This is a genomic window from Brevibacillus sp. NRS-1366, assembly GCF_050467985.1.
This window is the reverse complement of the sequence record NZ_JBITPN010000013.1, coordinates 80,483-106,956: the sequence shown is the minus strand read 5'-3', so window position 1 is coordinate 106,956 and position 26,474 is coordinate 80,483. Positions and strand designations below refer to the sequence as shown.

Sequence of the window (26,474 nt, the reverse complement as noted above, 5' to 3'; positions counted from 1 at the left end):
TACATTGACGTCTTCTGCTAGTAAGTGGACATTCAAGACTCATTCCTCTATCCATGTCGAGTAAAATCTGTGCAGCGCTTTATTTTGGATACAGTAAAACAGCAGGCGAGGAAAATTCGCCTGCTGAACTACTAAACGCTATCAACTCTTCCAAACATTCGCATCTGCACTCAAACAAGATATTCTGCCATAATCTGCTCGATATCGAATGGAGTAACCCCTTCTTCCACCGAAAATACCGCATCGGCCTGGTCTACAGTAGCCGCCGTCTCCCCTCGTGCCTTGGCATGGAGCGAGAATAATTCGTACAGGTCCGGTTTCCGCAACGCTGTCATGGCTTTGCCCATCAAGACCATGCCCCTCTGGTTCCCTTCTACATTATTGTAGTAGTGAGGATATCGCGTCAGAGCCAGATCTGTCCAGATGACCGTGCGTTCTACCAGATCCAGGATGACAGGAATGGCAATCTGCGTATCGGCCGTGACATCGATTTTATTGACAACCGTCGAAGGCTCGAATATCTCGCCAGAACCGGGTTTCTTGCGCATCATCCAGCCCGAAAAGCACTCCGGCAAGTTGCAGTACGGTTGATTCGTGTAGGAATGGAGGGTGGTTACAATATAACGACCGCCATAACCGACAATAGAAGGAATGTGCAGATCAATGAATTCGCATGCTCCTTTAGGAGCCGACACGATATCTCCGCTATGGACGGCTTGGTATTTAGAGGATCGCAGATTGGTATAAGAAATATGCTCAACATACTGCCAGTTGTGATCATACATGACAGCGGACAGATCAATATCTACACGGCCTGTAGGCTTGCCATCAACGTTCCCCTCTTTCCACCAGCTGAAAAAACGAATCGTATCCCCCTCCGTCATCGGCAAACGGCTTCCCCGAACAATCGTACGCAGGGCTTTGCTTGCTGATCTCTGGGAGAAAGGCACATGATAGTTCTTCAATCGTTCATCTATATAGGTCCTCCCCAACGGGGGCAATGCGGAGAACCTCTGTATTAGCGCCTCTTCGCATAATCGGACGATGTCTTGGCATGCCGCTTCATTGATATCAGGGAGTGTATGGGGAACGGCAAAGGCTTTGGCAACATTTCCTTTCGGGAAAAAGACGCGGAGCTCATGCGGCTCATGACGGCGGGCAAAATGATTTTGCACTTGCAGCAATACAGGCGTCGATACCTGATTTGCGACTTCGCCAAACGCCAGCACGACATACTCCGTGGATTCGGTTGACCGTAATAACTTATCCAATCTTCGTGCAAATTCACCCGGGCGCTGCATCAACAGATCGAGCAAATTCCAGACCTGACGATATTGGAATGCGAGTTCAACGCTTCCGTTAAAGGTCGTATATGGCTTGTTATTGCGTAAAATATCAAATGCTTCCTCACAACGCCTAAATCGCTCTTTGTATTCAAAAGGATGCAGGATTTCGCCTAATCGAATCCAGCGCTCCTTGTATCTCAGCATATCCTCCGTGATGGGATGGCACTGTTCCAAAAGTCCAAGCAACAGCCGTCTCTCGCGCCGCTTAAATTTACGAAAACGCGTCGCTTCTGCCAGACTGACATCGCCATCAGACCAAGCCACGGCCAGACGCAGGACATCGGTTGCGGTTTTAAAGTATTGTCCGATCAGCTTCACATTGGCCTTGTTGTGCTTCAATAAGGAAGCAGCCACGAATCCTACATTCTCCTTAAACGGAATCTCGGCCGGGAGAATCGCTTCCAATTCATCCGGTTCAGCGTCTTCTATAGCGGCATCAATATCCTCCCGGTCCGTAGCCGAGATGGAAGTCTTGGCTTGAATCAACCGGCGTATCATGGCATGGAATTCCGCTTTGCTTCCAAGATCAATGACTTTCAGGTTTACCTCATCCAGCAATGGAGGTCTGTCTGCAGCGTCATACTCAGGCAAATCCAAAGTAAGATAATGATAAATGGCATTCAGATAAAGCTCCGCATCATGCTCCTGCATCACCTGCATCGGGAAACCGGGATACATCGGTTGGTATTCCACATGAGCCCCTACCAGCACCCTTAAATCGGCAGCCAGTTGACGATAAAACGCTTCGAACTGCTCCTTGGATAAGGTTCGCACTGCCCGCATCAATCGATGGGAAAACGTAAATCCGAGATATTCGATATTTTTCATGGCTGTTGCCAAGTAAGCTTCCGGGAGTCGATCCGACCCTTTTCCTTGGCTCACAATTCGTTTGTTCGCTCTTCGCAAATAGATAGTGTTGATCATCATAAAAGAGTCCAGGAAAGCCATATCCCTACTGTCGTTTGGAAAAATACTATAGAAGGAAGGAATATGATAGCCTGGACGCCTCCTCTCGTTAAGAGACATCCTTCTGGAAAGCTGCGACCCTAGTTCGCCAAATGAAGTAGAAGGAAGGATCGCAATAGCCTGAAGGTTCGGGGGTTCAAAGCCGATGACCCTGAACTCTCGATGGACTAATAATCACATACTTCTCCATGTGCGAACAGGGCGCAAGTATTACGACTTTGGAAAATATAAACAATTCGGCCCTTATTCGAATAAAAAAAGCGACTGCCGCAGGCGCCGGCAATCGCTTGGTTGATGAGCATTAAACGTATGGAAAGCCGCTACTCGCCGAACCCCCCCTCAAGAAACTTGATGAGGTACAACTCAGGCTGCGCGAAGAACTCAGGAAAGCTGCACAGATCCGCATACTCCTGATGCTCCACGTCATAACAGCCAATCAGACCTTTTTTCTTTGGATTCCATACGAGCTGCAGATCGGAGTAATTGTCGATATCGGCTGACAGGCGCAGCAGTTTTTGCCGGCCTACTTTCATCTCGACTGTATCGGTCAATGTGAAAAAGTCGATATATCCGATATCATACTCATTTTGCGAAAGCTCCAGGCGCAGGCTGTTCCCGGTAAGAAAACGGACGAGCTCATCGGTCAATTTATATTTTTTCAGCTCGTACTTTTTGTTCTCTATGTCGTGAAATTCAGCCGGCTCCAGCGCTTTCAAATAATCTGCCATGACTTTATCCTTATTGCTGACCGCAATCGTATACGGTCGCTCGCCGCCCTTCTCAGCCAAAGTAACGTCCGCGCCGCGTTCAATCAAGTATTGGACCATGGCGAGATTGCCCATGCGAGTTGCTACTGTGAGCGGTGTCGCCAGATACGGATAGACCATATCCGGTTTATTGTAATTGATGTCCACCCCTTGATCGAGCAAATACGCAACGGTCTTACGGTCATGATCCGACACAGCCTGGCGCAGTACAGCACCGCCATGCAGCTTTATATCCAATCCCAGCTCCTGAATCAGCGGGATATTGCTTTTGTTGCCATAATAGGCTTGTGAATATGCGCCGGAGCCCACTTGATTGAGCTTGTCCAGCTTGACGCCGTGCTCTGCAAGGTAGCGAACGATATCTTCCTTGCAATAGCGAACTGCTCGCAAAAAAGCCGGATTCTTCTCCACATTCAGGTTGACGCCATGTTCTACCAGCAGCTTAACCACATCCAGTCTCTCCGATATAAGCGACAGATCCAATGGGCTTAACGTGATGTGTTTGCTCAGCACGATGCCTTCCTCGACATCCCAGCCTGCTGCCAAGGCAGCCTGCAAAGCCGGAATATTTCCTTGGTAAATGTGCATCGCAATTTCCGGCAGCTCCTCGAATCTCCCGATATCTTTCAGTTTGATCATCGATTACCCACTCCTGTTCAATGTGTACGGAACATCCAAGCATCCAGCCGAAGCTGCATGAATTGTATAAAATGTTCCACATGCATCATAGACTTATGTTTTTGGGTGAACTTATACATGTAATGCAGGATCATTTTACCATTTCCCGTCAGGGTTGGAAGCGAGGTGTATACCATTGACCTTACGGGATGTCCTTTGCCCTCCGCTGCGCTTTGAATTGACGGGTGGAAACCTACAGGCACGTTTTTTTTTAAAGATCTTAAGAAAATCTTTACTGTTTTCTGGCGTAAGTGCTAATAACTTTTCAATAAGATAATGCCAGCAAACAATAAAGTACATAAAGGAGCTAAAATGTATGATGCTGGCTAAAACCTTTATGAAATCCAAGACCATCGATAAATGGCTTTTCCTGAAAAAATTCTTCCAGAATCCCCGTGACGTCGGGAGCATCATCCCAAGCTCGAACAGCTTAACGCAAAAAATGATGGAACACGTACCCTGGAATCATGTACACACCCTAGTCGAGCTGGGGGCGGGAACAGGGGTATTCACCCAAGCAATCTATGATCTGATTCGTCCAGATGCAAAAGTCGCCGTCTTTGAGAAAGAAGAGGAGATGAGAGAATTACTTAAACGCGAGTTCGACGGATTCCATATGTTCACCAATGCGCTAGAGCTTAAGGACAGCTTAAGCAGCATCGGGGTAGCCCATGCAGATTGTATTGTCTCAGGACTTCCCTTCGCCAACTTTTCCCGATCCGATCGGGAGAAGATCATCCGGCAAGTTTGCGAGACGTTATGCGAAGGTGGGCTGTTTATTACATTCCAATACTCGCTTCAGATGAAAACCATGTTACAGGCCGCTTTCAACGAGGTAAGCATCTCACTTGTACCGTGGAACATTCCGCCTGCCTTCGTCTATATATGCAAAAAATCCTAAAAATTACACGCACGTCTTGTTCCGAAATGGCACACGGGACTTGGCTGCTTTAACCTCAATGCGTACTCCCCTTCATTTTTCAACCACTCATTTTGATTTTGAGCTTTTTCTTTCGTTCATTATAAAATGGGAGGAGACACCATTAGTATTCATACCCTGCTCGATGCCACTCATCACTTCGGTTATTTCGCGCTCTTCTTCTCAGTGTGTCTGAGCATAATCGGGATGCCGATACCAGATGAAGTGGTTGTCATGACTCAGCGCCGTAGTTATTCAAAAGATTCCAAAAGAGAAGAAGGTGTGTTCCGAATGAGAAACGAGAAAGGAGCCCACGTACTAATCATTGACGATGAGCCCGAAATCCGTGAAATTGTAAAAATTTTTCTAATCAATGAGGGGTACGGGGTCATGGAAGCCGAAGATGGGGCCGCAGGCTTGGAGTTGCTTCGGAAAGAGGCATTCGATCTAGTCATTCTGGATGTGATGATGCCTAAGCTCAACGGGATTCAGACCTGCATTCAAATTCGGAAAACCCAGAATATCCCTATTATCATGCTCTCAGCCAAAAATGAAGACATGGACAAAATATTAGGCTTAACGAGCGGAGCGGACGATTATTTATCCAAGCCGTTTAACCCTTTGGAACTTGTCGCCCGGGTCAAATCGCAGCTGCGTCGAGTCCGGATGAGCGAGACGCAGGATAAGCAACAGCCGCTGGAGTTTATCATTGGAGATTTGGTCCTGAATATTCCGCGCCACCAGGTAACGATCAAAAGCAAGGAAATTTCTCTTACGCCGCTGGAGTTCGATATTCTGGTGCTGCTCGCGACTCACCGGGGACAAGTATTCAGTGTGGACAAAATTTACGAAACGATCTGGAAGGACCCCGTGATGCAATCCGACAAGACGGTAATGGTGCATATCCGGAATCTCCGCGAAAAACTCAAGGACAATCCCCGTGAGCCCAAATATATTAAAACCGTCTGGGGAGTAGGTTATAAAATTGATTAAACTCAAAAGACCCGATTGGATCAAAAGTCTGCGGGTAAAACTGGTGCTGGCTTTCGGAGCCATTCTCGTGCTCACGACGATGTTGAGCCTGCTCTTTGATTATGTGACGCGAGAATCGCGTAAAGTCAATTTCACAAGCTTTGAAACAAGCAAACAGAATGTCAAACAGCAGTTGAGCGAAATTGAGCGACAGTTGCCTGGGCTCTCCGGTCCGGAGGAGATCAATCCGTTGCTGAAGCGCGAGAGTGAGGCAAGCAGGCTGCGCATTCTGCTGTCCGATATGCAAGGAACGATCGTCTATCATTCCCCATCGATTACAGAGGATAAGATTGATTTGTACCAAATTATCTATGAGCAGAAGGAGACGGAAAATCAGCCTGAGCCCGGCAAAATATATACGGCGATTACACCTATCCAATATCAGGATCGGAAGCTGTTTCTTGCCGTGTCGGGGCCGCTCTTCCCAGAACAAGGTTACGTATATGAGAATCCTCCTCTGTACAGCTTGCTTGTGTTTTTGCTGTTATTCCTGCTCCTGTTTTATTTGTTTACCTATAGCAAAATGAAAGAAATCCGGACCATGAGCATAGGAGTCCAGCAAATTGCCGAGGGCAAGCTATCCATACGCCTGCCGGTCAAAAGCAAGGATGAACTCGGGACGCTCACAGCAAGCATCAACGAGATGGCGGGACAGCTTGAGGAGATGATCGCCAAAGAGCGGCTGGCCGAACAAACCAAGAGCGAGCTTATCACGAACATATCTCATGATTTGAGGACTCCTTTGACGAGTATTATCGGCTATTTAACCGTCCTGATTGAACATCCAAAGACAGGTGACGTGTTGAAGCCTTACGTTAACAGTGCACTGAACAAATCCAACCAGCTTAAAAAATTAATTGACGATTTATTCGAGTACACGCGGCTGACAAGCAATCAGGTGACTTTGGCCAAAAGTCGGGTCAATCTGGTCGGAATGCTGGATCAGATCACCCTGGAATTCCTTCCGCTCGCTGAGCAGCATCAGGTCCGTGTGAACAGTACGCTGCCCGACCGGAAAGTGGAGGTATGTATCGATGCAGACAAAATCGTCCGGGCCATCGATAACTTGTTAACCAATGCGCTTAAATTCAGTGTAAAACCGGGCAACATCGATATCGTACTGCATGCTGAATACCCGTGGGCCATACTGTCCATCGCCAACACGGGATTAGTCATTACGCCCGAGCAGGAGAAAAGACTGTTCGATCGATTCTATAAAGCCGACGAATCGAGGAATGATCACCGGATGCCGCACGGGTCGGGCCTCGGCCTTTCGATTGCCCAGAGCATCGTGCAGCTGCACGAAGGAGATATCTGGCTGCACCGAACCGGACCCTATTATGAATTTTTTATGCGGATTCCTTTGCCCGTCTCACATTAAGCCCTCTTCCGCAACAATATAAATTTGTTGCAAGATGCTCCAACGAACACGATGTTTATAACTTTGCTGCATCATCTTACTGGGTTGTCCTTAACGCTATGGGGCAAGTACCCGAGCTCTCCTGTCAGCCTAACTCTGCAAAAATTCGTCCAAACTAATTTTACGCAATTTCATAATCCGCACCGATGTTCTTTAGTTGGTCCTCTATCCTCAGCGATAGCCTGTTGCTGCTCATCGTTAAGAGATGTAAATTTAGTCATATACTTGAAAAATATGCTTTTCATTTTCCTCTCCTTTCCTCTCGTACATTAAACTATTATCGTTAGTCTCATCATATCTGAATCTCTTGTATATCATAAACCTGCATGTTATAAATTTGTGATACAGTTTACCCCGCTGGCAGTATCGGAAAGGTAACTAAAAAAAGCCAGCCTAAATTGACTGGCTTCCCATATTCATTTACTACCGCATTACAGGCAAAGCTAAACGGCCTTTAGTCCCATGGAATTCAGGACGAAGGCCGCTTATCTCATTTTTATTCTTTTACGATCTACTTGACGAGGGCCAGTTCACTTTTTAGACCAAGCGTCCGCGCTGTTGAAGTATGAATCTCGTCTAACAGCTCTGGATTCTCCATGAGTGACACGCCATAAGAAGGAATCATTTCTTTTATTTTCGGTTCCCACGCTTGTACATGTTGCGGGAAGCATTTTTTCATTACCTCAATCATGACAGAAACGGCAGTAGAAGCACCCGGAGAAGCACCTAGTAAAGCTGCAATCGAGCCATCAGCAGCAGTAATCACTTCCGTACCAAATTGAAGTGTTCCTTTGCCACCTGCTTCTGTATCTTTGATAACTTGGACACGCTGACCCGCTACGACTAAATCCCAATCCTCGCTTTTCGCGTTCGGGATAAACTCGCGTAACTCTTCCATGCGCTGTTCTTTCGATAGCATCACTTGCTGAATCAGGTATTTAGTCAATGACATCTCTTTTGCGCCTGCCGCCAACATCGTTAAGACATTATTCGGTTTTACAGAAGTGACTAAATCCAACATGGAACCGGTTTTTAAGAACTTTGGTGAAAAACCGGCAAATGGGCCAAATAGTAACGATTTTTTATTGTCGATATACCGTGTGTCAAGATGCGGAACAGACATTGGCGGAGCCCCAACCTTAGCTTTACCGTATACTTTTGCATGATGTTGCTCTACAACATCCGGATTTTTACACACCATAAATATTCCGCTTACCGGGAATCCACCAATATGCTTCCCTTCAGGTATACCGGATTTTTGCAGTAAATGCAGGCTTCCGCCTCCGCCTCCGATAAAGACGAATTTTGCCGTATGGCGTTCGACGACACCGCTACCCAGATTCTTCACTTTCAATTCCCACGAACCGTCGCCAGTACGTTTCATATTTTCAACACAATGTTCGTAGTGTATATCAACGTTTTTACTCTTTAAGTGGTCAAACAACATGCGTGTTAAAGCGCCAAAGTTGACATCCGTTCCAGAGTCGATTTTGGTTGCCGCAATAGGTTCATTCGATGTACGGTCTGTCATAACAAGCGGAAGCCATTCCATCAGTTTTTCAGGGTCATCAGAGAATTCCATACCTTGAAACAGAGGATTTTTTGACATCGCTTCAAAACGTTTCTTTAAAAACGATACATCCGTTTCCCCTTGTACTAAGCTCATATGAGGCAATGGCATGATAAAGTCCTGCGGATTGCTTATCAGCTTGTTGTTTACAAGATAAGACCAAAACTGCATGGAAACCTGAAACTGTTCATTAATTTTAATAGCTTTGCCAATATCTACAGATCCATCTGGTTTTTCGCTTGTGTAGTTAAGCTCACACAGTGCAGCATGCCCCGTTCCCGCATTATTCCATTCGTTAGAGCTTTCCTCTCCTGCTTTTGAAAGCTTCTCAAACACAGTAATCTTCCAGTCAGGTACTAATTCTTTCAGCAGTGACCCTAAAGTCGCACTCATGATTCCGGCACCAATTAAGATAACGTCTGTTTTAGTTTGTCTGTTACTCATTTTTACCGTCCTAACTCGCTGGGATTTGGAGAAAAGATGCAGGCGGCTCCCGATCTGGCCCCTTTGCAAGTCAGGGTGCTACCTAGTACACACCTTTTCTGGATCAATGATAACCTGAATATAGTGTAACACTTTTATTTATAGAATGAAATGTTTGCTATTATATGACAGATATATGCTGTTTAAAAGCAGGTGAATTTCAAAAATGACATACTATTGCAGTTAAAAAGTAGGAAACTGTCCACAAAACCCCTGGAACACACAATAACCAAGGCCTTAACCCGACTGCTTGCAGGGGGTGTGACTTTCGTTTACCGTTCCAGTGAATAGACACCCTTCAGGTTCCTTAGCTGCGCTGTACTAGTTTATTTTTGGACACGAAAAATGACCCACTTTTAGGCAGTAGGTTTTTCCATTTTCATTTGCCGCTATATCCCTGAATACGGCCTTTGTATGTGACACACAAGAATATGGAACATGAATTTCTCCACACCATCCTACGTTCTCCTGCAGAATCAACAACAACGTGGAGCCACCAGGTTTAAATTTTGGTTTGCCGATCATCCCCAATAAACTATACTCACAAAAGACCCTAAAAAAAGCAATCTTAACAGTAAAAATCAGCCTGAGAGCAGTAAATACAGATGTTCTCAGGGGGTGAAAGACATGTCTAGCGTCTTCGAAGACTGTCTACTATCAAGTATAACATTATGATGGAAAAGGTGATATACTACCTTCTTAATTTAAAAAGATATAGTTGATTCTAATAAATCTAAAAACCATTTTCTCCTGCCATCCTGTTTACCATCACTTGTGGTACAGATCTCCCTGCTGTTTGTAACGGCAAGTTTTTTGTCCATTATTCTATATGAAAGTAGGACACTCAATCTGACCGAGTGTCCCATTAATAACCTTAGTTACTCACAAACGCAGGCTTAATTAATTCCTCAATGTTTCTATTCTGGTCATTATAAAATTCGCCTCGTCCGTCAAGTTTTATGATCCTTCTAATCGAGGCGAGGCCTACGATCGGCCCCGGTGAGGAAGCTAACGGTTCGCTGGATAGGCAGTAATGCAAAGATCATCCCCCGCCTGCCGAATGGAGTGGATATGAACGTCCAATGCATCATGCATCATCTCGACATCTACACCGCTGTACGGAGTCAAGGAGTTCCGTCCCCCCAATATTTTGGAAGCGATGTAGATTATCCATTTGTCGATCAGGCCTGCCCGCAAGAAAGAACCGTTCACTTCGCTTCCGCCTTCCACCAACAGATCGGTTATCCCCCTTTTGTATAAGATATCGGCCAATGTATGGAGGTCAAGACCGCCACCCACGGTCGGAACAAACAGAATGTCCACCCCTTGCTCCCTCAACTCACGCGCCTTATCCGGATTCGCTCCTTCTTTCGCCACAACCCATGTCTTTGCTTCGGAACAATCAGCTACATGGGCTGTTGGGGGCAACCGCAATTGCGAATCTAGGATGACCCGGATGGGATGCTTCCGGTTTCCTGGCAAACGGGCTGTGAGTTGGGGGTTGTCCAACAATACCGTTCCAATGCCGACCAGAATCGCATCAACCTCACTACGCAATTGATGAACCTCAGAGCGCGCCCGTTCCCCCGTTATCCATTGTGAGTGACCCGTATGCGCAGCGAGCTTCCCGTCAAGTGTCATCGCAACCTTCGAAATAATGAACGGCCGTCGTTTCGTCATATTATGTACGAATCGTTCATTGAGTAGTTCGGCTTCCTCCTTGAGTATGCCTACTTCCACTTCGATCCCATGCCGCCGGAGCATTTGAAGGCCACGTCCAGCCACCAGCGGATTCGGGTCCTCCATAGCCACCACTACCCGACTGACTCCAGAGTTGCAAACGAGCTTTGCGCAAGGAGGGGTTTTTCCGAAATGAGAGCAAGGTTCCAGCGTGACGTACAGCGTAGCTCCTTTGCCATGTTCGCCTGCCATGCGAAAAGCGTGCACTTCGGCATGGGGGTCTCCCGCCTTAAGATGGGCGCCTGTGCCGACAATTTGCCCCTCTTTGACCAAAACGGCACCGACGACTGGATTCGGTGACGTCTTTCCTCTGCATGTTGCCGCCAAATCAAGGGCGATCTTCATGAAATGCTCGTCCATCTTCATTGTATCTTCACTCGCCCCTGATTATCAGTGTTCGGCATTTTGCACCCATGCTTCGGAAGGGAAATGGCCTGATTTGGCGATTTTCGTTTCCAAATAACTCTTGTTGTGCCTGGTCGGTTTACCCCATAAGGAATTATGATGCTCTGTCGACAATCCTTTTTCCCGCAAAGACTCCAGTTTTTTCGGGTTGTTCGTGATTAGGGTCACCGGCTTCGTACGCAAGCTTCGAAGTACGCGAATAGCTTCGTCATAGGTGCGGTGGTCGTCAGCGAAGCCCAGACCGTGATTGGCTTCCACCGTATCGAATCCTTCTTCTTGCAACAGATACGCCAATGATTTGGCGAAAAGCCCGATTCCACGCCCTTCATGGTTGGCCAAATAGAACAGGGCACCGCTGCCGTTGTCCGCCATCATACGCATAGAGCGCCGCAACTGGTAACCGCAATCGCACCGCTTGCTCCCGAATATGTCCCCCGTATGGCATATACTGTGCATCCGGACGAGCGTCTGTTCTGCATTTGCGAAATCTCCAAAGACCAGCACGGATGATTGTTGATAAGAAGCGAGATCGACCTCTGGCAGCATGTCGAGAAGATCTTCTTGCTGCAAATCGGCCATGTCCATGTTCAGCCATGTATACCATTGGAAAGTGATTTCCTGATCGTCTATCTGGACGGGGAGACAAACTGGTCCAACCAGGGCTAAATCCGGATATCCCGGCTGTTTGAGGATGGTTAGCTTGTCCGTCAATGCTCTTCTGACTAGGCTTGTCAACATGATGTACCGCTCCTTTTTCAAACTGGATAGTGGCGCAAATGATGGCTGACTTGATCAGCTGCTAGATACGACGGTAACGCGGCTATGATGGATCGCTCCTCACCCCCTCCTCTCATTAATGCATAAAAAAATTCCCCGCAATCGTTGCCGACAACGGGGAATAGCAAATATCCATCGTGAATAACCGTCAGAAACGGTTCTCCAGATTCTCCGGACAGTTCGGCAACTGGCTGGCATAGACTTGCAACTTTCGCAATCTTTAGCCCCTATAGCTTTGCGTCGCTAGTTTTCACTAGGTTTGCCTTTTCGGTTTTTTGACATTTTGAATATAATTCATATTTCCTGAAATTTCAAGAATTTGTTTTTCTTAAGATGTTATTTTTCCCTAACCCGTCCAGCAATTGACCGAATGCTTCCGAAAAATCCAGTACGGCAGTGACATTCGTGAAACTAGCTTACGCTGGGATTACGCTCAACGCGAGTCCATCAACTGCAGGAACATCGTGCAAGACTTATGGTAAGGCTCACTTCACCCATTACTGTAAATGATAAAAATAATTGGCACTCTTGATTTAAGTCAATGACCAGTCATACACCAGCCTTATTTGTGGTACCATTCACCGCGTTTTTACGAAACGGCAAGGTTTAAGGCCATCCTTAGCGGGATGGCCTTCTCTTGGCAGAACATATCGTCAACTGTTATCCACCTGGTTACTAAACGCTCAATGCCACACTACTCATGAAAATCGAGTCCCGATCTTACTTCCTTCACATACCCGGCCCGAATAACGAAATCCCCGAAATGTTCGCCTACCTCACGTTCCCTCGCATACCGATTCAAGATCGGCCGCAGTTCCTCCAGGATTTCTGCCTCTCCGATGTTTTCACGATACAGCTTATTCAATCGACTTCCGGAGAAACCGCCGCCCAAATACATGTTGTATTTGCCGACAGCCTTCCCAATAAAGGCGATTTCCGCCAGTGCTGGTCTTGCGCATCCATTTGGGCACCCTGTCATGCGAATGACGATCTCCTCATCGCGCAAACCCGCCTCATCCAAGATCAGCTCGATCTTATCCAGCAGCGTAGGCAAATAGCGCTCTGACTCAGCCATCGCCAATCCGCAAGTCGGCAACGAAACGCAGGCCATGGAGTTTCTTCGCAACGCGGAATAGGAAGTTCCATCGGTGAGCCCGTATGCTTGAATGATTTGTTCAATTTCTTGCTTCATTCCACTGGTTACATTCCCAATGATGAGGTTCTGATTGGGTGTTAGGCGGAAATCCCCTGCATGCACCTTGGCGATTTCCCGCAGGCCGGACATCAGGAGGTAGTTGTCCTCGTCTTTCACCCGGCCATTTTGAATGAAAAGGGTAAAATGCCAGTTATCGTTGCTTCCTTTTACCCAGCCGTAGCGGTCGCCATTATGATCGAAGTGATAGGGGCGTGCCTCCTCCAGCTTCCACCCCAGTCGCTGCTCCAGCTCATGGATGAACCATTCGATGCCGCGGTCGTCGATCGTATATTTGAACCGGGCATGCTTCCGCACCGAGCGATCTCCGTAGTCTCTCTGGATCATGACCGTTTTCTCGGCGACATCCAACAGTTGTTCCGGCGAGACGAACCCGATCACCCGCGCCACCTGCGGGTACGTCTTCGGATCACCGTGACTCATTCCCATTCCGCCGCCGACCGCAACGTTGAAGCCCAGCAGTCGACCTTCCTCATGTATGGCGATGAAGCCCAAATCCTGAGAGAAGACGTCTACATCGTTGGCAGGCGGAACCGCGATGCCGATCTTAAACTTGCGCGGCAAATAGACAGGCCCGTAGATTGGTTCTTGCTCTACCCCTTCTCGACTGTCGACAACCTTCTCTTCGTCAAGCCAGATTTCATGATAGGCTCGGGTCCGGGGATCCAGATGATTGCTTACTTTTTTCGCCCATTCGTAAACCTGTTCATGGACTTTTGACTGGTAGGGATTCGGGTTGCACATGACGTTGCGGTTCACGTCCCCGCAGGCAGCCAGTGTACTTAACAAGGCATCGTTTACTTCTTTAATCACATTCTTCATAGTCCACTTAATCACGCCATGAAGTTGAAAAGACTGGCGGGTCGTCAAGCGAATCGTCCCATTGGCAAATTGCTGGGCGATATGGTCCATCATAAGCCATTGTTCCGGCGTGACAACTCCACCGGCCGCTCGAACGCGCACCATGAATTGATAGGCCGGCTCCAGCTTCTGTTTATTCCGTTCGTTGCGGAGATCCCGGTCATCCTGCATGTAGCTTCCATGAAATTTCATCAAGCGGTTATCGTCCTCAGGGATAGACCCTGTAATTCTGTCTTCCAGCGTTTCCGCCAGGCTTCCCCGCAGGTAATCGCTTCGGCGTTTAATATCCTCTACATCGCTGTGAGGAGCACTGTTTGGCGAAAGCAAATGATTTTCTGACATGCTTCATATCTCCTCTCGCTATCTTTGATCGAAACTCAGTAGACATCTCGCTGATAACGTTTTTCCTGCTGCATGCGTTTCAAATACAGGGCAGCTTCCTCTGAACCAAGTTCACCCTCTTGTTGGAGTATCGTGACCAGGGCGGCGTGAACGTCGTGCGCCATCTTCTTCTCGTCTCCGCATACGTATACATGCGCCCCATCCTGCAGCCATTGGTAGAGCTCCTTACTCTTCTCAAGCATCCGGTGCTGAACGTACACCTTTTCGCTCGTATCTCGAGAGAACGCGACATCCATACGCGTCAGTACGCCTTCTTTGAGCCAACGCTGCCAGTCGAGCTGATAGAGGAAGTCTGTGGAGAAATGTTGATCGCCATAAAAAAGCCACGTCTTGCCTTTCGCCCCAAGCTCCTCCCGTTCCCCCAGGAAGGCGCGGAATGGAGCGACACCTGTTCCAGGCCCAATCATGATCAGCGGGATGTCCGGGTTAGCCGGAAGCTTAAAGTTGGGGTTATGCTGTACAAATACCGGCAGTGTATCCCCCGCTTCCAGACGATCCGCGATATAGCTCGAACACACGCCGTACCGCTCTCGCCCATGGGCCTCATATTGAACCTTCCGGATTGTCAGATGCACCTCGTCCGGGTAGGACTTCAAACTGCTGGAGATCGAATAGAGACGAGGCGGCAGCTTTCTGAGAATGGAGACGAATTCTTTGGCAGACAATCCATTCAAGCTGTAGTCCCGGGCCAAATCTAACAAATCCCGATTCCGGACATAATCGCGAAGCTCTTGCTCCCGTCCTTCCGCAAGCAGTTCCTGCAGTCTATTTTCAGAAGAAAGCTTTGCTACTTGTTCCAAGAGGGGCTTGGTGAGAAGCGTGATTTCATAATGGCTGGAAAGCGCCTCTTCCAATGGGCGCTCCTCCCCGTTTTTATTGATCCGAACTAACTCTTCCGGCTTCCACCCCATCGCGTCAATCAGCTCACGGACAAAGCGGGGATGATTCTTGGCGATTATCCCCAAGCAGTCGCCCGGTTCATAGTGGAGATTGGACCCCTCAAGGGAGATTTCCAGATGACGGGTTTCCTTATCAGATCCGCGTCCGTTCAGATTCAAGTTTTCCAGCACAATAGCCTGGAACGGATTCGACCGTGAATATTCGGTTTGTGTCCCTGTCCCGATCGCTGCACCACCGACGCTTGCGCTTGCAGCAGCAACCTGGGTTGCCGATGATTCTCTTAGAGAGGCCAGGACATGATTCATCCACTCAGAGGCTGACTCGTCGTAATCCACATCGCAATCGACCCTAGGAGCAAGACGCTTGCCGCCGAGTTCTTCAAGCCGCTTGTCGAAATCTTTGCCGGTTTGGCAGAAAAATTCATAAGAGGTGTCTCCCAATGCCAGCACGGAAAACCGCAAGCCCTCCAATTGTGGCGCTCTCTTGCTATGCAGGAATTCATGGAAGGAGATCGTGTTGTCCGGTGGTTCGCCATCCCCGTGTGTGCTTACCACAATGAGCAGGTTTTGAACCTTTTTCAACGCATTGGTCTTGAAGTCACTCATGGAGGAGAAAGTTACGTTGAAGCCTTGCTCTTGGAGCTTTCCGGACAGCTTCTTGGCCAAATTTTGGCTGTTCCCGGACTGCGATCCGAAAAGCACCGTTACCTCTTTGGAAATGACCGGCCCATTCGCAGCTGACGCGGCCCCACCCCCAGCGGCCATCGGTGTTTCCGCATTGTAAAGAGCCGCAAGATATCCGCTCAGCCAAACCTTTTGTACCTCCGAAAGCGTGGGCAGCAACCGATTTAGGAGCTCCACTTGTTCCTGACTGAAAGGACTGTCTGTCACCTTAAGTACCAACGATATGCACCTCGCACAGGAAAAAATTATTCCGAGTAATCTTATATGTTTTATTTTGTTTTAAACTACCACAGTAGGGAAACCCGTGCAATCAGAATCACTTATACTGATGATAAGTAATTCTGATAATTGGACAAATTGCAAAAGAAACCCGGTCCTATGATAAGGAACCGGGCTCTTATATTTCTAATACCACCGCTATTGTCTATATATTAGTCTTTGACAGTCAGAATACCCTTACAAAATAAATGTATTAATTTTGGATCATACGCAAGCTAGCGGACCGGCAAATCTGTCCCCATGCCACTATGTGTCCTACTACAATGTTTTTCTTTTTAGGAAATTTTCGAAGAGTTCGAGGTTTTCTATCGGGAATCTTGAGGTAGTTTTGACTATCCAAAGGTTTCTCTTTATGCTAATTCCCGAAATATGTAGTTGTTTTAATGTTCCGATTCTAAGCTCCTTCGTCACAGTTAGTTTTGGGAGAATACCAACGCCTAGCTCTGCTTCGATTGCACTCTTAATCGCCTGTGTACTTCCAAGTTCCATGTAGCTTTTTATTTTATCCAAAACATTATTGACACTGAAAACATTTTCTATGATGGAGCGCACCCCTGCATCTTTCTCTCGCCAAATCATTTTTTCTTCGGTCAATTCCTCCATGTCGATTTCATATTTGTCTTTCCAATGATGATTACTTGGGATAACAAGTATCAACTCATCTTCTGCAAATTTTTCTATTTGAAAATCTTTCTCTGTAACGATACCTTCAACTAATGCTATATCAATATCCCTATTTTTTAATTTTGCGATGATGGATGGTGTATTGCTAATCGATAAATTAAATCGGATATTTTTATTTTTTCTTTGAAAATCACCAAGTAATCCTGGTAAAAGGTATTCTCCTATCGTTAAGCTTGCGCCAATGTTTAGCGTGGAATCCTTTTTATGGACAATATGTTGTACAACCTCTTCAGACCTTTTGATGCATACGATCATTTCCTTAGCGTATGGAAGAAGGGCCTTACCAGCTTTTGTTAAGCTCAACCTACCATTCGATCTATCAAAAAGTGCTGTACCATAATAATTTTCCAGTTGTCTTATTTGTTTTGTAACTGCAGGCTGAGAAACAAAGCTCAACCGTGCTGCTTGATTGACACTTCCCTCTTCAACTACCCGGCAGAACATCTTTAGATTTTCGATATTCATTATGTTCACCCTTCAGTTTGTTTTTTACATTGATGAACTAGGATGAACTAGTTCGTTTTCGACAATCTCCTCGAAGCATTGTTCAAGTTATATAGTATAACTATAATATATAACCTGAGTTTTTAAAATAATGTTACAATTCATTCGAGTTAAATGACGCATTGATTTCTTAGAAAAAATGAAGTTCTTACAAGGAGGATTTGATTCATGAAAATGATTGACTTTCCAAGAATGAAATATACCGACTATATTACACCGATTGAGTATTTAAAAAACTTTTCAAGTGCTCTTGGTGGACCAAATATCTACATGAAAAGAGATGATTTACTAGGTTTAACACTTGGCGGCAATAAAACGAGGAAATTGGAATTTTTAATGGCAGATGCAAAGGCAAAGGGCGCTGACACAATCATCACATGTGGGGCAGTCCAATCAAATCACTGTAGACTAACGTTGTCTGCGGCAGTTAAGGAAGGGCTAAAATGTGTACTTGTTCTAGAAGAGCGTGTACCTTCGAGCTATAAACCGGAGGCAAGTGGTAACAACTTCCTATTCCATCTACTAGGGGTTGAAAGTATAAAGGTAGTCCCAGGCGGATCGGATATGTTAAATGAAATGAGACTACTCGCTCAAAAATTGACTGAAAGCGGCAGAACTCCCTATATTATTCCTGGCGGAGGTTCCAATGAAATTGGAGCAACGGGTTATGTCGCATGTGCGCAAGAAATTATCCAACAAACAGAAGACATGGGCATAGATGTAAATCATATTGTAGTTGCAAGTGGCAGTGGTGGAACACATGCTGGACTACTTGTTGGACTTTTCGGTGAAAATCAACAAATACCTGTAATGGGGATTAATGTGGGTCGGCCAGAGGGGGCACAAAAAAAGGTAATCCAGCAGTTAGCATTAGAAACAGCTAAATATGTTGGTATTGAGGAGGAATTCCCACCCGAACTAGTAGTTTGTAAGGATAACTATGTTGGACCTGGCTACTCCTTAGAAACAAATGAAATGATAGAAAGCGTCCAGTTGCTTGCTAGAACAGAAGGTATTTTATTAGACCCTGTCTACACAGGTAAAGTAATGGCTGGCCTCGTTGACCACGTCAGAAAAGGCTACTTTAAAAATACCGACAACGTTCTCTTTATCCACACTGGAGGATCTCCTGCACTATTTGCATACCAAACCTCTGTCCTGCAAAACATTAACTGATTGGAGCACGGGGAATTTCAGTGACGGCGGGACGAAGGGACAGGTGGCGTATTCCAAACACGGCGGGACAACAAATCTGTCCCAGAAACCCGCATAGTAAAAAGAAGGGGGATTTCTATTGGTAAAGGATAGGAAGTTGGAGATGTATGGGGGAGTATTTGGGGGGATCGTTCCATTAATTATTTTAATAGCTGTTTTAATTTGGTTGTCTGTTGGGGAAAGAGGTGGAACTGCTCCGTTCTGGGCAGCCGGGTGGTTAGCAATAGCATTGACCTTATTTTTTGCGAAGGATAAATCACATTATTGCAAGGCGATTATGAAAGGAATCGGAAATGAGAATGGAATCATCATCGTATTAGCCTGGCTGTTTGCAGGAGTTTTTGGAAAGTTGATCGTTGCTGGTGGACTTGTTGAAGGATTATTATGGCTTGGATTGGAAACTGGTGCAAAGGGGGCAATGTTTACTTTATTAGCTTTCGTTGTCGCTTCATTATTTTCATCAGGTACTGGAACAGGTACAGGGACTGTTATTTCACTTATACCTGTGCTTTACCCAGCTGGAGTTTATTTAGGTGCGGATCCAGTCATGTTAGCAGTTGCAATCCTATCGGGGGCTGCTCTTGGTGACAATCTAGCTCCAGTTTCTGATACTACGATTGTTTCTGCCTACACACAAGGTGCACAGATGAGAGATGTTGTAAAAAGTAGATTTCCACTTGTTGCCGTATCAGGGCTACTTGCAGCAGTTGTTTTCTTCATTTTTGGTGGTGCAAAATCGGGCACGGCACAGCTAAATATGGAAGTTGAAACAGATATTCTAGGATTAACGATGCTAATAAGTATCCTTATTGTCATCCTTGCAGCACTTGCAAAACGCCATATCATTGAGGCACTTATTTATGGAAACATTAGTGCGATGGTAATTGGATTATTAATTGGAAATTTAAAATGGCAACAAATTTTCAGTCTTCCGTTGGAACGAGGAGGTAGTACAGGGCTTATCCAAGATGGAATAAGCGGGGTAACAGGTGCAATCATTTTTGCCTTGTTGGTTTTAGCGATTACCCAGGTTGTAATTGAAAGCGGTGTCATGGATTCTGTACTCAAATGGTCTCTAAATAATATGATAAAAAGTGTAAGGCAAGCTGAATTTTCGATTGTATTCGTTACCTTTCTGGTTTCCGTTCCAATTGCAGCAAATGCGCCAGCATTACTACTAATTGGGCCAAGTTTTGTAAAATCAATCGGGGAGAGGTTTAAATTATCAGGGGAAAGAACTGCTAACCTAATGTCTTGCGCAGTCAATTCACTATTTTATATGATACCTTGGCATATCATTGTAATCGTATGGTATGGTGTCTTAACTACAGCAGCTCAAGATTGGAACCTGCCTTTACCATCAATTGGCACAGCTTTTATACATCCATATGGATGGGCCATTATAGCGGTATTATTTTTCTCAATCATTACAGGTTGGAATCGTACATTTTCAAGCTCAGAGGATAAAAAAAGTGATTCCACTGTTGGCATGACCGTTTAGAAATAAAGTTAGAATAGAGTCGTTTTGGGGTTAGCCAAACACGAAGTAAGAAGAGTTATAATTTAGACTATTCTAACCCCAGTCTGGCCCCAAGTCAATTAACGCCATTACATGATCATGATGGCACATGAGGGTCGAGGGGATATTAACTGGTCGAATGACCAAACTACAATCACGATACATGTTTATGGCAAGCTAATGTTAATACAGCTTAAAAAAGCCCATCATCGACATGGGCTTTTTTAATTCAAAATCACATCAAAAATAAATACTTAACCTACTACTAGGAGGCACACAGATGGATTTTTCATCTACCATTATTATTTTCTTAATTGGTTTCATAGGCTCATATATTTCTGGGATGTTAGGAATTGGTGGATCCATCATAAAATATCCTATGCTGCTTTATATTCCTCCTTTATTTGGATTACTTCCTTTTAGTGCACACGAGGTCTCCGGAATAAGCGCCGTTCAGGTATTTTTTGCGACGATTGGTGGAGTTTGGGCTTACCGTAAGGGCGGGTACTTAAATAAAAAATTAATTGCCAATATGGGTGTTAGTATTTTAATTGGTAGTTTTATTGGAGGATTTGGTTCAAAATTAATGCCAGAAGAAGGGATAAACTTTATCTATGGTATTCTGGCGTTAATTGCCGCAATTATGATGTTTATTCCCAAAAAAGGGATTGATGATATTCCTCTACATGAAGTGAAATTTAATAAATGGCTTGCTGGGTCCCTTGCATTAATTGTAGGAATCGGAGCCGGAATTGTCGGTGCGGCAGGTGCATTTCTGTTAGTGCCAATTATGCTAGTAGTATTAAAGATTCCAACACGAATGACCATTGCTTCTTCATTGGCAATTACATTTATTTCATCAATTGGAGCAACAGTCGGCAAAATCACAACTGGTCAGGTGGATTACTTTCCAGCATTCATCATGATCGTAGCTAGTTTAATTGCTTCACCTCTAGGGGCAATAGCTGGAAAAAAGGTAAATACAAAAGTCTTACAAGTCATATTGGCATTAATCATACTAGCAACGGCAGTAAAAATTTGGATAGATATTTTGTAAGAGAGCGACATCCAATGTTTAATAATCACTATGCGAATAGTATGATGATTCCTCATCACTTCCTTTTTTTAATGGGCTTTCGAAACGGTTCTGATAGCATCTAGTGTTTATCCATTACCTCTCCTGCCTAATTTCTGTTTGCCATCACTTATGATAAAGCTAAGCGCAACAATCAGCGAAATATACAAGAGCACCAATTAACAGGGTGCTCTTCGGCCTTAAACGAGTTTCGTGTAGCGAAACGCAACTTGTGAGGGAAGCTTTCTGGTCAATCCAACTCTGCACGTGAAAATAAAGGAGCGAACAAGGATCGTTTCCTTGTCTGCTCCATTGATAATCATTGATTCCTGTTCTTTTAACCTTGTGTAATCCTACACTTCTACTGCTCCAAGATTGAAAATGTTCACCACTGACTTATCAAACGTAAATGGTTCAAGTAACGGCAAGTTTTTAACAAGTCGAATTTTTAACAAAAAATCAAAAACTAAATTACAGTTGATTTAGTTTGTTAACTAAAAATCCAATAGTTTTCTCAACATCATTCTCATGTAATTTCCAATTAATATGAGCTTCTGATAAATAGTCTTTAATAGCTAATTCAATGATTTCTTTGTATTTTTTCGGAACCCGTGTCTTTGCCCAGACTCCGGCTTTGTCTTTGGACACGATTTCTTTTGTATCTATGGTTAGCCACATTCTACATAAGGTTAGCAATACGTTTCTCTCGTCACCATGATAATGGGCAATTAAATTTGGTATAGATTCCTTAATTCCATTAAACAAGTCTTTTCGAGGAATTTCAGGGATAACTTCATTAAGAGAGATTCCATCAATATGTCTATGAGTTTGTCTGGCTTGATATAACATGATAGTTAAATCTGAATCAGCAGTTTTTTGAGGAATCATACCATTTTGATAATCTTCTCGGAGCCATTCACCATAAACAAATTCAGATTTTGGAGGATACCTCCAAGGGTTTATGTCATTATAATTAATAACTGTAACTTCAATGTATCTCTTACCTTCTTCATTTCCTATTTCTCCAGAAACTTTCATTAAAGCTTTGATAAGAGCCTTTTTTTCGCTTTCCGTTAATGATTTATCTATCACTACTAGAATATCAATGTCACTGTACTCTTTTAGTCCACCATCAACAATAGAACCAAACAAATATATCCCCAATATTTTATCTGAAATATAGTTATTTAGTATATTCTTAACAGAATCTATTTCAACTAAAGCAGTCATTTTCCTCTCCTTCAAAATGCTTTATTCAAAACAATAATATGTTAATCGACCTAATGTCAATTTTAAGGATTTTTCTTTACAATATCAACTCAACTAGAAACTAATAGTCCGTTAACTAGCCATTAAACATACTCCACCAATCGTATATCCAGCTTGATCTAATAGCTGCCGAACCTCTGCCCGAACCTGTGCCGCTACTTGCGGATCCGTACCCGTGCCTGACTGTCTCAATTCCTCTGCTTGCGCCTGAGCAAGTAAATCCACCTTTTCCTCTACTGCCTGTACATTTTTTGCCATTGTTGTTCATCCTCCTAAATGGTTTTCTGCATGCAAAAAAGCTCACTCCATCTGTAACAAGTGGAATAAGCCTTCTAAGTGTGGTCAAGTTTATATGATCAAGTTTGTAAAGTGTGTACATTGTACTATGTATAGTGTACGACCCATCTTACAGGAAGTAAACCCAGCAATTATCACAATTATTTTAATCTGCTGATATAGCTACTATCAAGTATTATTTCCTGTTTTTTTGTGTTTACCATCACTTGTGGTACGGTTCACCTTAACAGGTCTATCGGCGAAAAAATTAAAAGGCACCATTATTAGGTGCATTTAGCAGTGAAATAAGGTTGCATATGAGACAAAATGTGAACACCTTCAAGCATTCGCTCGATCCGCGAAAAAAGCAGAGTGTGTCCTATGAGAATCTTTGAGACACACTCTGCTTTTTTTGGGAACGGAGGAAACGTGTAGGGATTATTCGATATATCTTTTACTCGTGTCAATCCTAATGTTCTTGGTCTTGTCATCATATGTTACACCAATATTAAATAGCTTCATTACGTCGCGTAGTTTGAAATAATTGTAACCATTGATAGTATAAGCAGCAATTGCAACTTCTTTACCATCCTTGTAAACCTTAGACGCTGTGGGCGCGTATGTTTTCGTCTTACCATCGCTACGGATCATTTCACCGCCAGCGACAGTATATGGCTTGCCGCCGGTAAGCGTGATTCCCTTTGTTGAATAGCCGATATCAAATTGCTTGCTTGTACCTGATAATACATAGGCGAGATCGCGTAGTTTGAAGTAAGTGTTACCTCCGATAGTGTACGCATCAAAGCTTTTCGCCGAGCCGTTGACGTAAACCGTTGAGACGTAGGGAGCGGCAAGATTAAAGCTGTCAGGCATTGCGATAAATCCCCAAAGACCATCCCGCTTAATAGCGGCATAACCTTCACTAAATTCTCTCGCTTCCTCTCCAATAACGGTTACAATAGGTAAGCCTGATCTGTTTTTGTACTGCCAAGTGTGGCTCGGTCCCACCGAATCTGACACAAGCACCAATCCGTTGATGAAATCAGCACCTGCACCACTACCGCTTTTAATAACTTCATTGCCTTGTTTATCTATATATCCAAACTTCAATCCCGGTCTCTTACAAGTTTCAGCAGCATTACAAACGTCATCAAACCAAAATAGTTTCCCGATCGAGGCCAGCCCATCGTGAAAATCACGCGCATCGTCGTATACGATAGGTAATACAATTTTACCGCTTTTATCAAAAAAACCATATTTCGATTCTACCCCAGTGCCTTTTCTAACCCTACCATATCCCTCGGAGAAATTATTGGCTCCATCATACTCCAATGGGACAACAATATCGCCAGATAGGTTTATGTATCCCCATTTTTTATCGATTTGAACAGCGGCCAAGCCATCGGAAAACGCTAACGCTTCGTCATATTTAGGCTCTATCACAAACTTACCGCTTACATCAATATATCCATATTTATTATTCGAAGTCTGAACAGGAGCTAGCCCCTTGCTGAAACTGGGAGGACGCTCGGCAGATTTATACCTGAATGGAAGCACTTCTTTCCCTTTCTTATCAATGAACCCCCATAATCCATTTTTCTTAACGGCGGCCATTCCTTCATTAAAATCACCTGCCCCTTCATAAACAAAAGGAATAACCACTGTTCCGGACTTGTCTATAAAGCCGTATTTATAGTCTTTACTACTAGCAGGTGCCAAGCCCTCGTGAAAATCGCCGACCCATTGATACTTAAAGGGGATGGCCTCTGTGTATGAAAATGCCGAGGCAATAGGGGAAGATAGAATAATGCATATAACAAATAATAGATACAACACCAGTGAGCGTTTCATTATCATTTTCTCCCTAAAGTATTGGCATGTAGGAAACAGAAAAACTGCTTTCTACATGCATTATATGTGAAAAATTAGAATGGGGTGGTGCTAAACTGAATTTCTACATCACCATGATTTCCACCGGCAAGCACAAACCAGAACGATGTGCCACCCGTTAGCGTACCTTTATAGGGTGACGTTTGGGAGGCATCAACAATCTTCCAAAAACCGTTCTCTTTAATAACATATCTTTGAATTGTAGCAATTTTCTTTGGAGTCAATTTGAAATACTTAGCATTAGGAACAGAACAATATGGCGTGTATACAATACCATAATTACCCTGATTCCCGTTTACAACGAACGGGAGCGTATTGCTGGGTGTCTCAAATTCATTGATATTGTAAAGATCGACTATCTTATTATTGAGTTTCTGGCCCAATGCAATTTCAACGGGATTCAAATTAGGGACTGTAAAAGCTCGATTTACATTTTGGTAAACTCCTGTGTAAGAAGTTTCACTTAGATACGTTTGAGGCTTTTGAGAATCGGGTCTATTAAGGTCTGCTTGGCTGATTAAGTTAGTCCATCCGGCAAACTTCTCCCAATCCGTTTTGGTACTATCGACAAAATATATTTTTGCGTACAAAGACGTGCCAGAATCAACCCTAAAACGAATCCTGCCATTCACCAGTTCGCTTCTTACAATTGTCTCGGAAAGTAAATCCTTAAAGCCCTGAGTTGCTCCACTGTTTGCAGGAATGGATAGAGGGGTCGATTGCGTATCTTTCATAAACTTTACTGTCATGTCGGAACCAATTATGTTGCTCGGCTTTGGATTAAGTTTATCTGTTTTTGATATGGCTTTTTTTAGGATTGTAACTTGAGCAGATGTAGTGGAGGTGTTTTTTATCCCTATGCCCAAGCGAACCGACTTGGTATTTGTCCAATTCCAATTATAAAATTCCGCTTCATAGATATACCCTGGTATTAGCTGAACATAAGTAAACGCTCTTCCGTATGCGGCCGTATCGAACCATGTTTCGTCAATATTTTCCGGTCCATTTTCGTAAATAAACGCGTTTACAGTAGTCCCATCATAATTCTGGGTTTGTGACATTGTAATTTGTTGCAGCGCTAAGGTTGGCGAAATTGAAATATTTTGCGTCATAAATATTCTCCTTTTCAAAAATTGCTGTGAATTTGATTTCATAAATAGAACAAGTGCCGGAGAAGTTGGAGCCTTTGGTGGATGGTCTTGAGCGTGAGAATACCCTCAGTAGATTTTCTACAACGAGTCACGATTCGGTTCTGGGCTACCCGTTTTAGGTGTCACAGTAGCAGTCACCGAAATGCAATATGCGCCACATTACCATTCTTATACAGTTTCCTCCTTGTTTTTACAAAAATGTCTTACAATACAAATGACGGATAAAATTACAAAAAGTTACATGCATTTTCCGTTTTATTGAAAAAATGTACTTTTATGGGGTTTTTATACACCAAAATTAAGATGTCTGTAGAATAAACTTCAATATGTTGTTGATTCATGGCATTACTCCGATATTATTCCAATTTATCTATACCGAGACACTTGCTGGACCTATTCAAATCACATTTTTGTTTAATCTTATTGTTGATATTCTATTCCCAGTATTAA

The 26,474-nt window shown here is 44.3% G+C and carries 18 protein-coding genes and 1 riboswitch; of the genes, 6 read left to right on the top strand and 12 right to left on the bottom strand.

The window, feature by feature from the left end:
• Nucleotides 1-170: 170 nt before the first annotated feature.
• Nucleotides 171-2,273 carry a cytoplasmic protein gene (locus tag ACIFQN_RS07490; protein WP_429832401.1) on the bottom strand — a complete coding sequence of 701 codons (2,103 nt, stop codon included), beginning with the start codon at nt 2,271-2,273 and terminating at the stop codon, nt 171-173.
• A 359-nt stretch (nt 2,274-2,632) separates the two neighbouring features.
• Nucleotides 2,633-3,718: an ankyrin repeat domain-containing protein gene (locus tag ACIFQN_RS07485; RefSeq protein WP_429832400.1), complete on the bottom strand. Its 1,086-nt coding sequence runs from the start codon at nt 3,716-3,718 to the stop codon at nt 2,633-2,635.
• 355 nt (nt 3,719-4,073) lie between these two features.
• Between ACIFQN_RS07485 and ACIFQN_RS07480 the strand changes: the two genes are divergently transcribed.
• The 3 genes from ACIFQN_RS07480 (at nt 4,074) to ACIFQN_RS07470 (ending at nt 7,089) form a co-directional block, all read left to right on the top strand.
• Nucleotides 4,074-4,658, top strand: a complete 585-nt coding sequence (locus ACIFQN_RS07480; RefSeq protein WP_429832399.1) for a class I SAM-dependent methyltransferase — start codon at nt 4,074-4,076, stop codon at nt 4,656-4,658.
• 309 nt (nt 4,659-4,967) lie between these two features.
• Nucleotides 4,968-5,669: a response regulator transcription factor gene (locus ACIFQN_RS07475; protein ID WP_429832398.1), complete on the top strand. Its 702-nt coding sequence runs from the start codon at nt 4,968-4,970 to the stop codon at nt 5,667-5,669.
• Nucleotides 5,662-7,089 carry a HAMP domain-containing sensor histidine kinase gene (locus ACIFQN_RS07470; protein WP_429832397.1) on the top strand — a complete coding sequence of 476 codons (1,428 nt, stop codon included), beginning with the start codon at nt 5,662-5,664 and terminating at the stop codon, nt 7,087-7,089. The genes ACIFQN_RS07475 and ACIFQN_RS07470 overlap by 8 nt, the downstream gene beginning before the upstream one ends.
• A 550-nt stretch (nt 7,090-7,639) precedes the next feature.
• On the opposite strand, the gene ACIFQN_RS07465 is transcribed toward ACIFQN_RS07470, so the two are convergent.
• The 6 genes from ACIFQN_RS07465 to ACIFQN_RS07440 form a co-directional block, all read right to left on the bottom strand.
• Entirely contained in the window at nt 7,640-9,184 is a 1,545-nt protein-coding gene (locus tag ACIFQN_RS07465) for a malate:quinone oxidoreductase (protein WP_429832436.1), read from the bottom strand.
• A 1,005-nt stretch (nt 9,185-10,189) separates the two neighbouring features.
• Complete coding sequence (gene ribD, locus ACIFQN_RS07460; protein ID WP_429832396.1) at nt 10,190-11,287, bottom strand: bifunctional diaminohydroxyphosphoribosylaminopyrimidine deaminase/5-amino-6-(5-phosphoribosylamino)uracil reductase RibD; 1,098 nt, start codon at nt 11,285-11,287, stop codon at nt 10,190-10,192.
• 24 nt (nt 11,288-11,311) lie between these two features.
• Nucleotides 11,312-12,064 carry a GTP cyclohydrolase II gene (locus ACIFQN_RS07455; protein ID WP_429832395.1) on the bottom strand — a complete coding sequence of 251 codons (753 nt, stop codon included), beginning with the start codon at nt 12,062-12,064 and terminating at the stop codon, nt 11,312-11,314.
• Nucleotides 12,065-12,282: 218 nt separating this feature from the next.
• Nucleotides 12,283-12,377: riboswitch (cyclic di-GMP riboswitch) on the bottom strand.
• 420 nt (nt 12,378-12,797) lie between these two features.
• Nucleotides 12,798-14,519, bottom strand: coding sequence for an assimilatory sulfite reductase (NADPH) hemoprotein subunit (gene cysI / locus ACIFQN_RS07450; protein ID WP_429832394.1), 1,722 nt, complete (start codon nt 14,517-14,519; stop codon nt 12,798-12,800).
• Between the two features lie 35 nt (nt 14,520-14,554).
• A complete protein-coding gene (locus ACIFQN_RS07445; protein ID WP_429832393.1) occupies nt 14,555-16,381 on the bottom strand; it encodes an assimilatory sulfite reductase (NADPH) flavoprotein subunit in 1,827 nt (608 codons plus the stop codon).
• A 318-nt stretch (nt 16,382-16,699) separates the two neighbouring features.
• Nucleotides 16,700-17,590 (bottom strand): LysR family transcriptional regulator, encoded by an 891-nt coding sequence (locus tag ACIFQN_RS07440; RefSeq protein WP_429832392.1) that lies wholly within the window; start codon nt 17,588-17,590, stop codon nt 16,700-16,702.
• 207 nt (nt 17,591-17,797) lie between these two features.
• Between ACIFQN_RS07440 and ACIFQN_RS07435 the strand changes: the two genes are divergently transcribed.
• The 3 genes from ACIFQN_RS07435 to ACIFQN_RS07425 all read left to right on the top strand — a co-directional run bounded on the left by ACIFQN_RS07435 (nt 17,798) and on the right by ACIFQN_RS07425 (nt 21,420).
• Complete coding sequence (locus ACIFQN_RS07435) at nt 17,798-18,805, top strand: D-cysteine desulfhydrase (protein WP_429832391.1); 1,008 nt, start codon at nt 17,798-17,800, stop codon at nt 18,803-18,805.
• 118 nt (nt 18,806-18,923) lie between these two features.
• Nucleotides 18,924-20,345 (top strand): Na+/H+ antiporter NhaC family protein, encoded by a 1,422-nt coding sequence (locus ACIFQN_RS07430; RefSeq protein WP_429832390.1) that lies wholly within the window; start codon nt 18,924-18,926, stop codon nt 20,343-20,345.
• Between the two features lie 298 nt (nt 20,346-20,643).
• Nucleotides 20,644-21,420 (top strand): sulfite exporter TauE/SafE family protein, encoded by a 777-nt coding sequence (locus ACIFQN_RS07425; RefSeq protein WP_429832389.1) that lies wholly within the window; start codon nt 20,644-20,646, stop codon nt 21,418-21,420.
• A gap of 489 nt (nt 21,421-21,909) precedes the next feature.
• On the opposite strand, the gene ACIFQN_RS07420 is transcribed toward ACIFQN_RS07425, so the two are convergent.
• The 4 genes from ACIFQN_RS07420 to ACIFQN_RS07405 all read right to left on the bottom strand — a co-directional run bounded on the left by ACIFQN_RS07420 (nt 21,910) and on the right by ACIFQN_RS07405 (nt 25,985).
• A complete protein-coding gene (locus ACIFQN_RS07420; RefSeq protein WP_429832388.1) occupies nt 21,910-22,668 on the bottom strand; it encodes an aminoglycoside adenylyltransferase family protein in 759 nt (252 codons plus the stop codon).
• Nucleotides 22,669-22,779: 111 nt separating this feature from the next.
• Nucleotides 22,780-22,965 (bottom strand): hypothetical protein, encoded by a 186-nt coding sequence (locus ACIFQN_RS07415; RefSeq protein WP_429832387.1) that lies wholly within the window; start codon nt 22,963-22,965, stop codon nt 22,780-22,782.
• Between the two features lie 456 nt (nt 22,966-23,421).
• Nucleotides 23,422-24,834: a WG repeat-containing protein gene (locus tag ACIFQN_RS07410; RefSeq protein WP_429832386.1), complete on the bottom strand. Its 1,413-nt coding sequence runs from the start codon at nt 24,832-24,834 to the stop codon at nt 23,422-23,424.
• A 74-nt stretch (nt 24,835-24,908) separates the two neighbouring features.
• Nucleotides 24,909-25,985 (bottom strand): hypothetical protein, encoded by a 1,077-nt coding sequence (locus ACIFQN_RS07405; RefSeq protein WP_429832385.1) that lies wholly within the window; start codon nt 25,983-25,985, stop codon nt 24,909-24,911.
• Nucleotides 25,986-26,474: the final 489 nt, after the last annotated feature.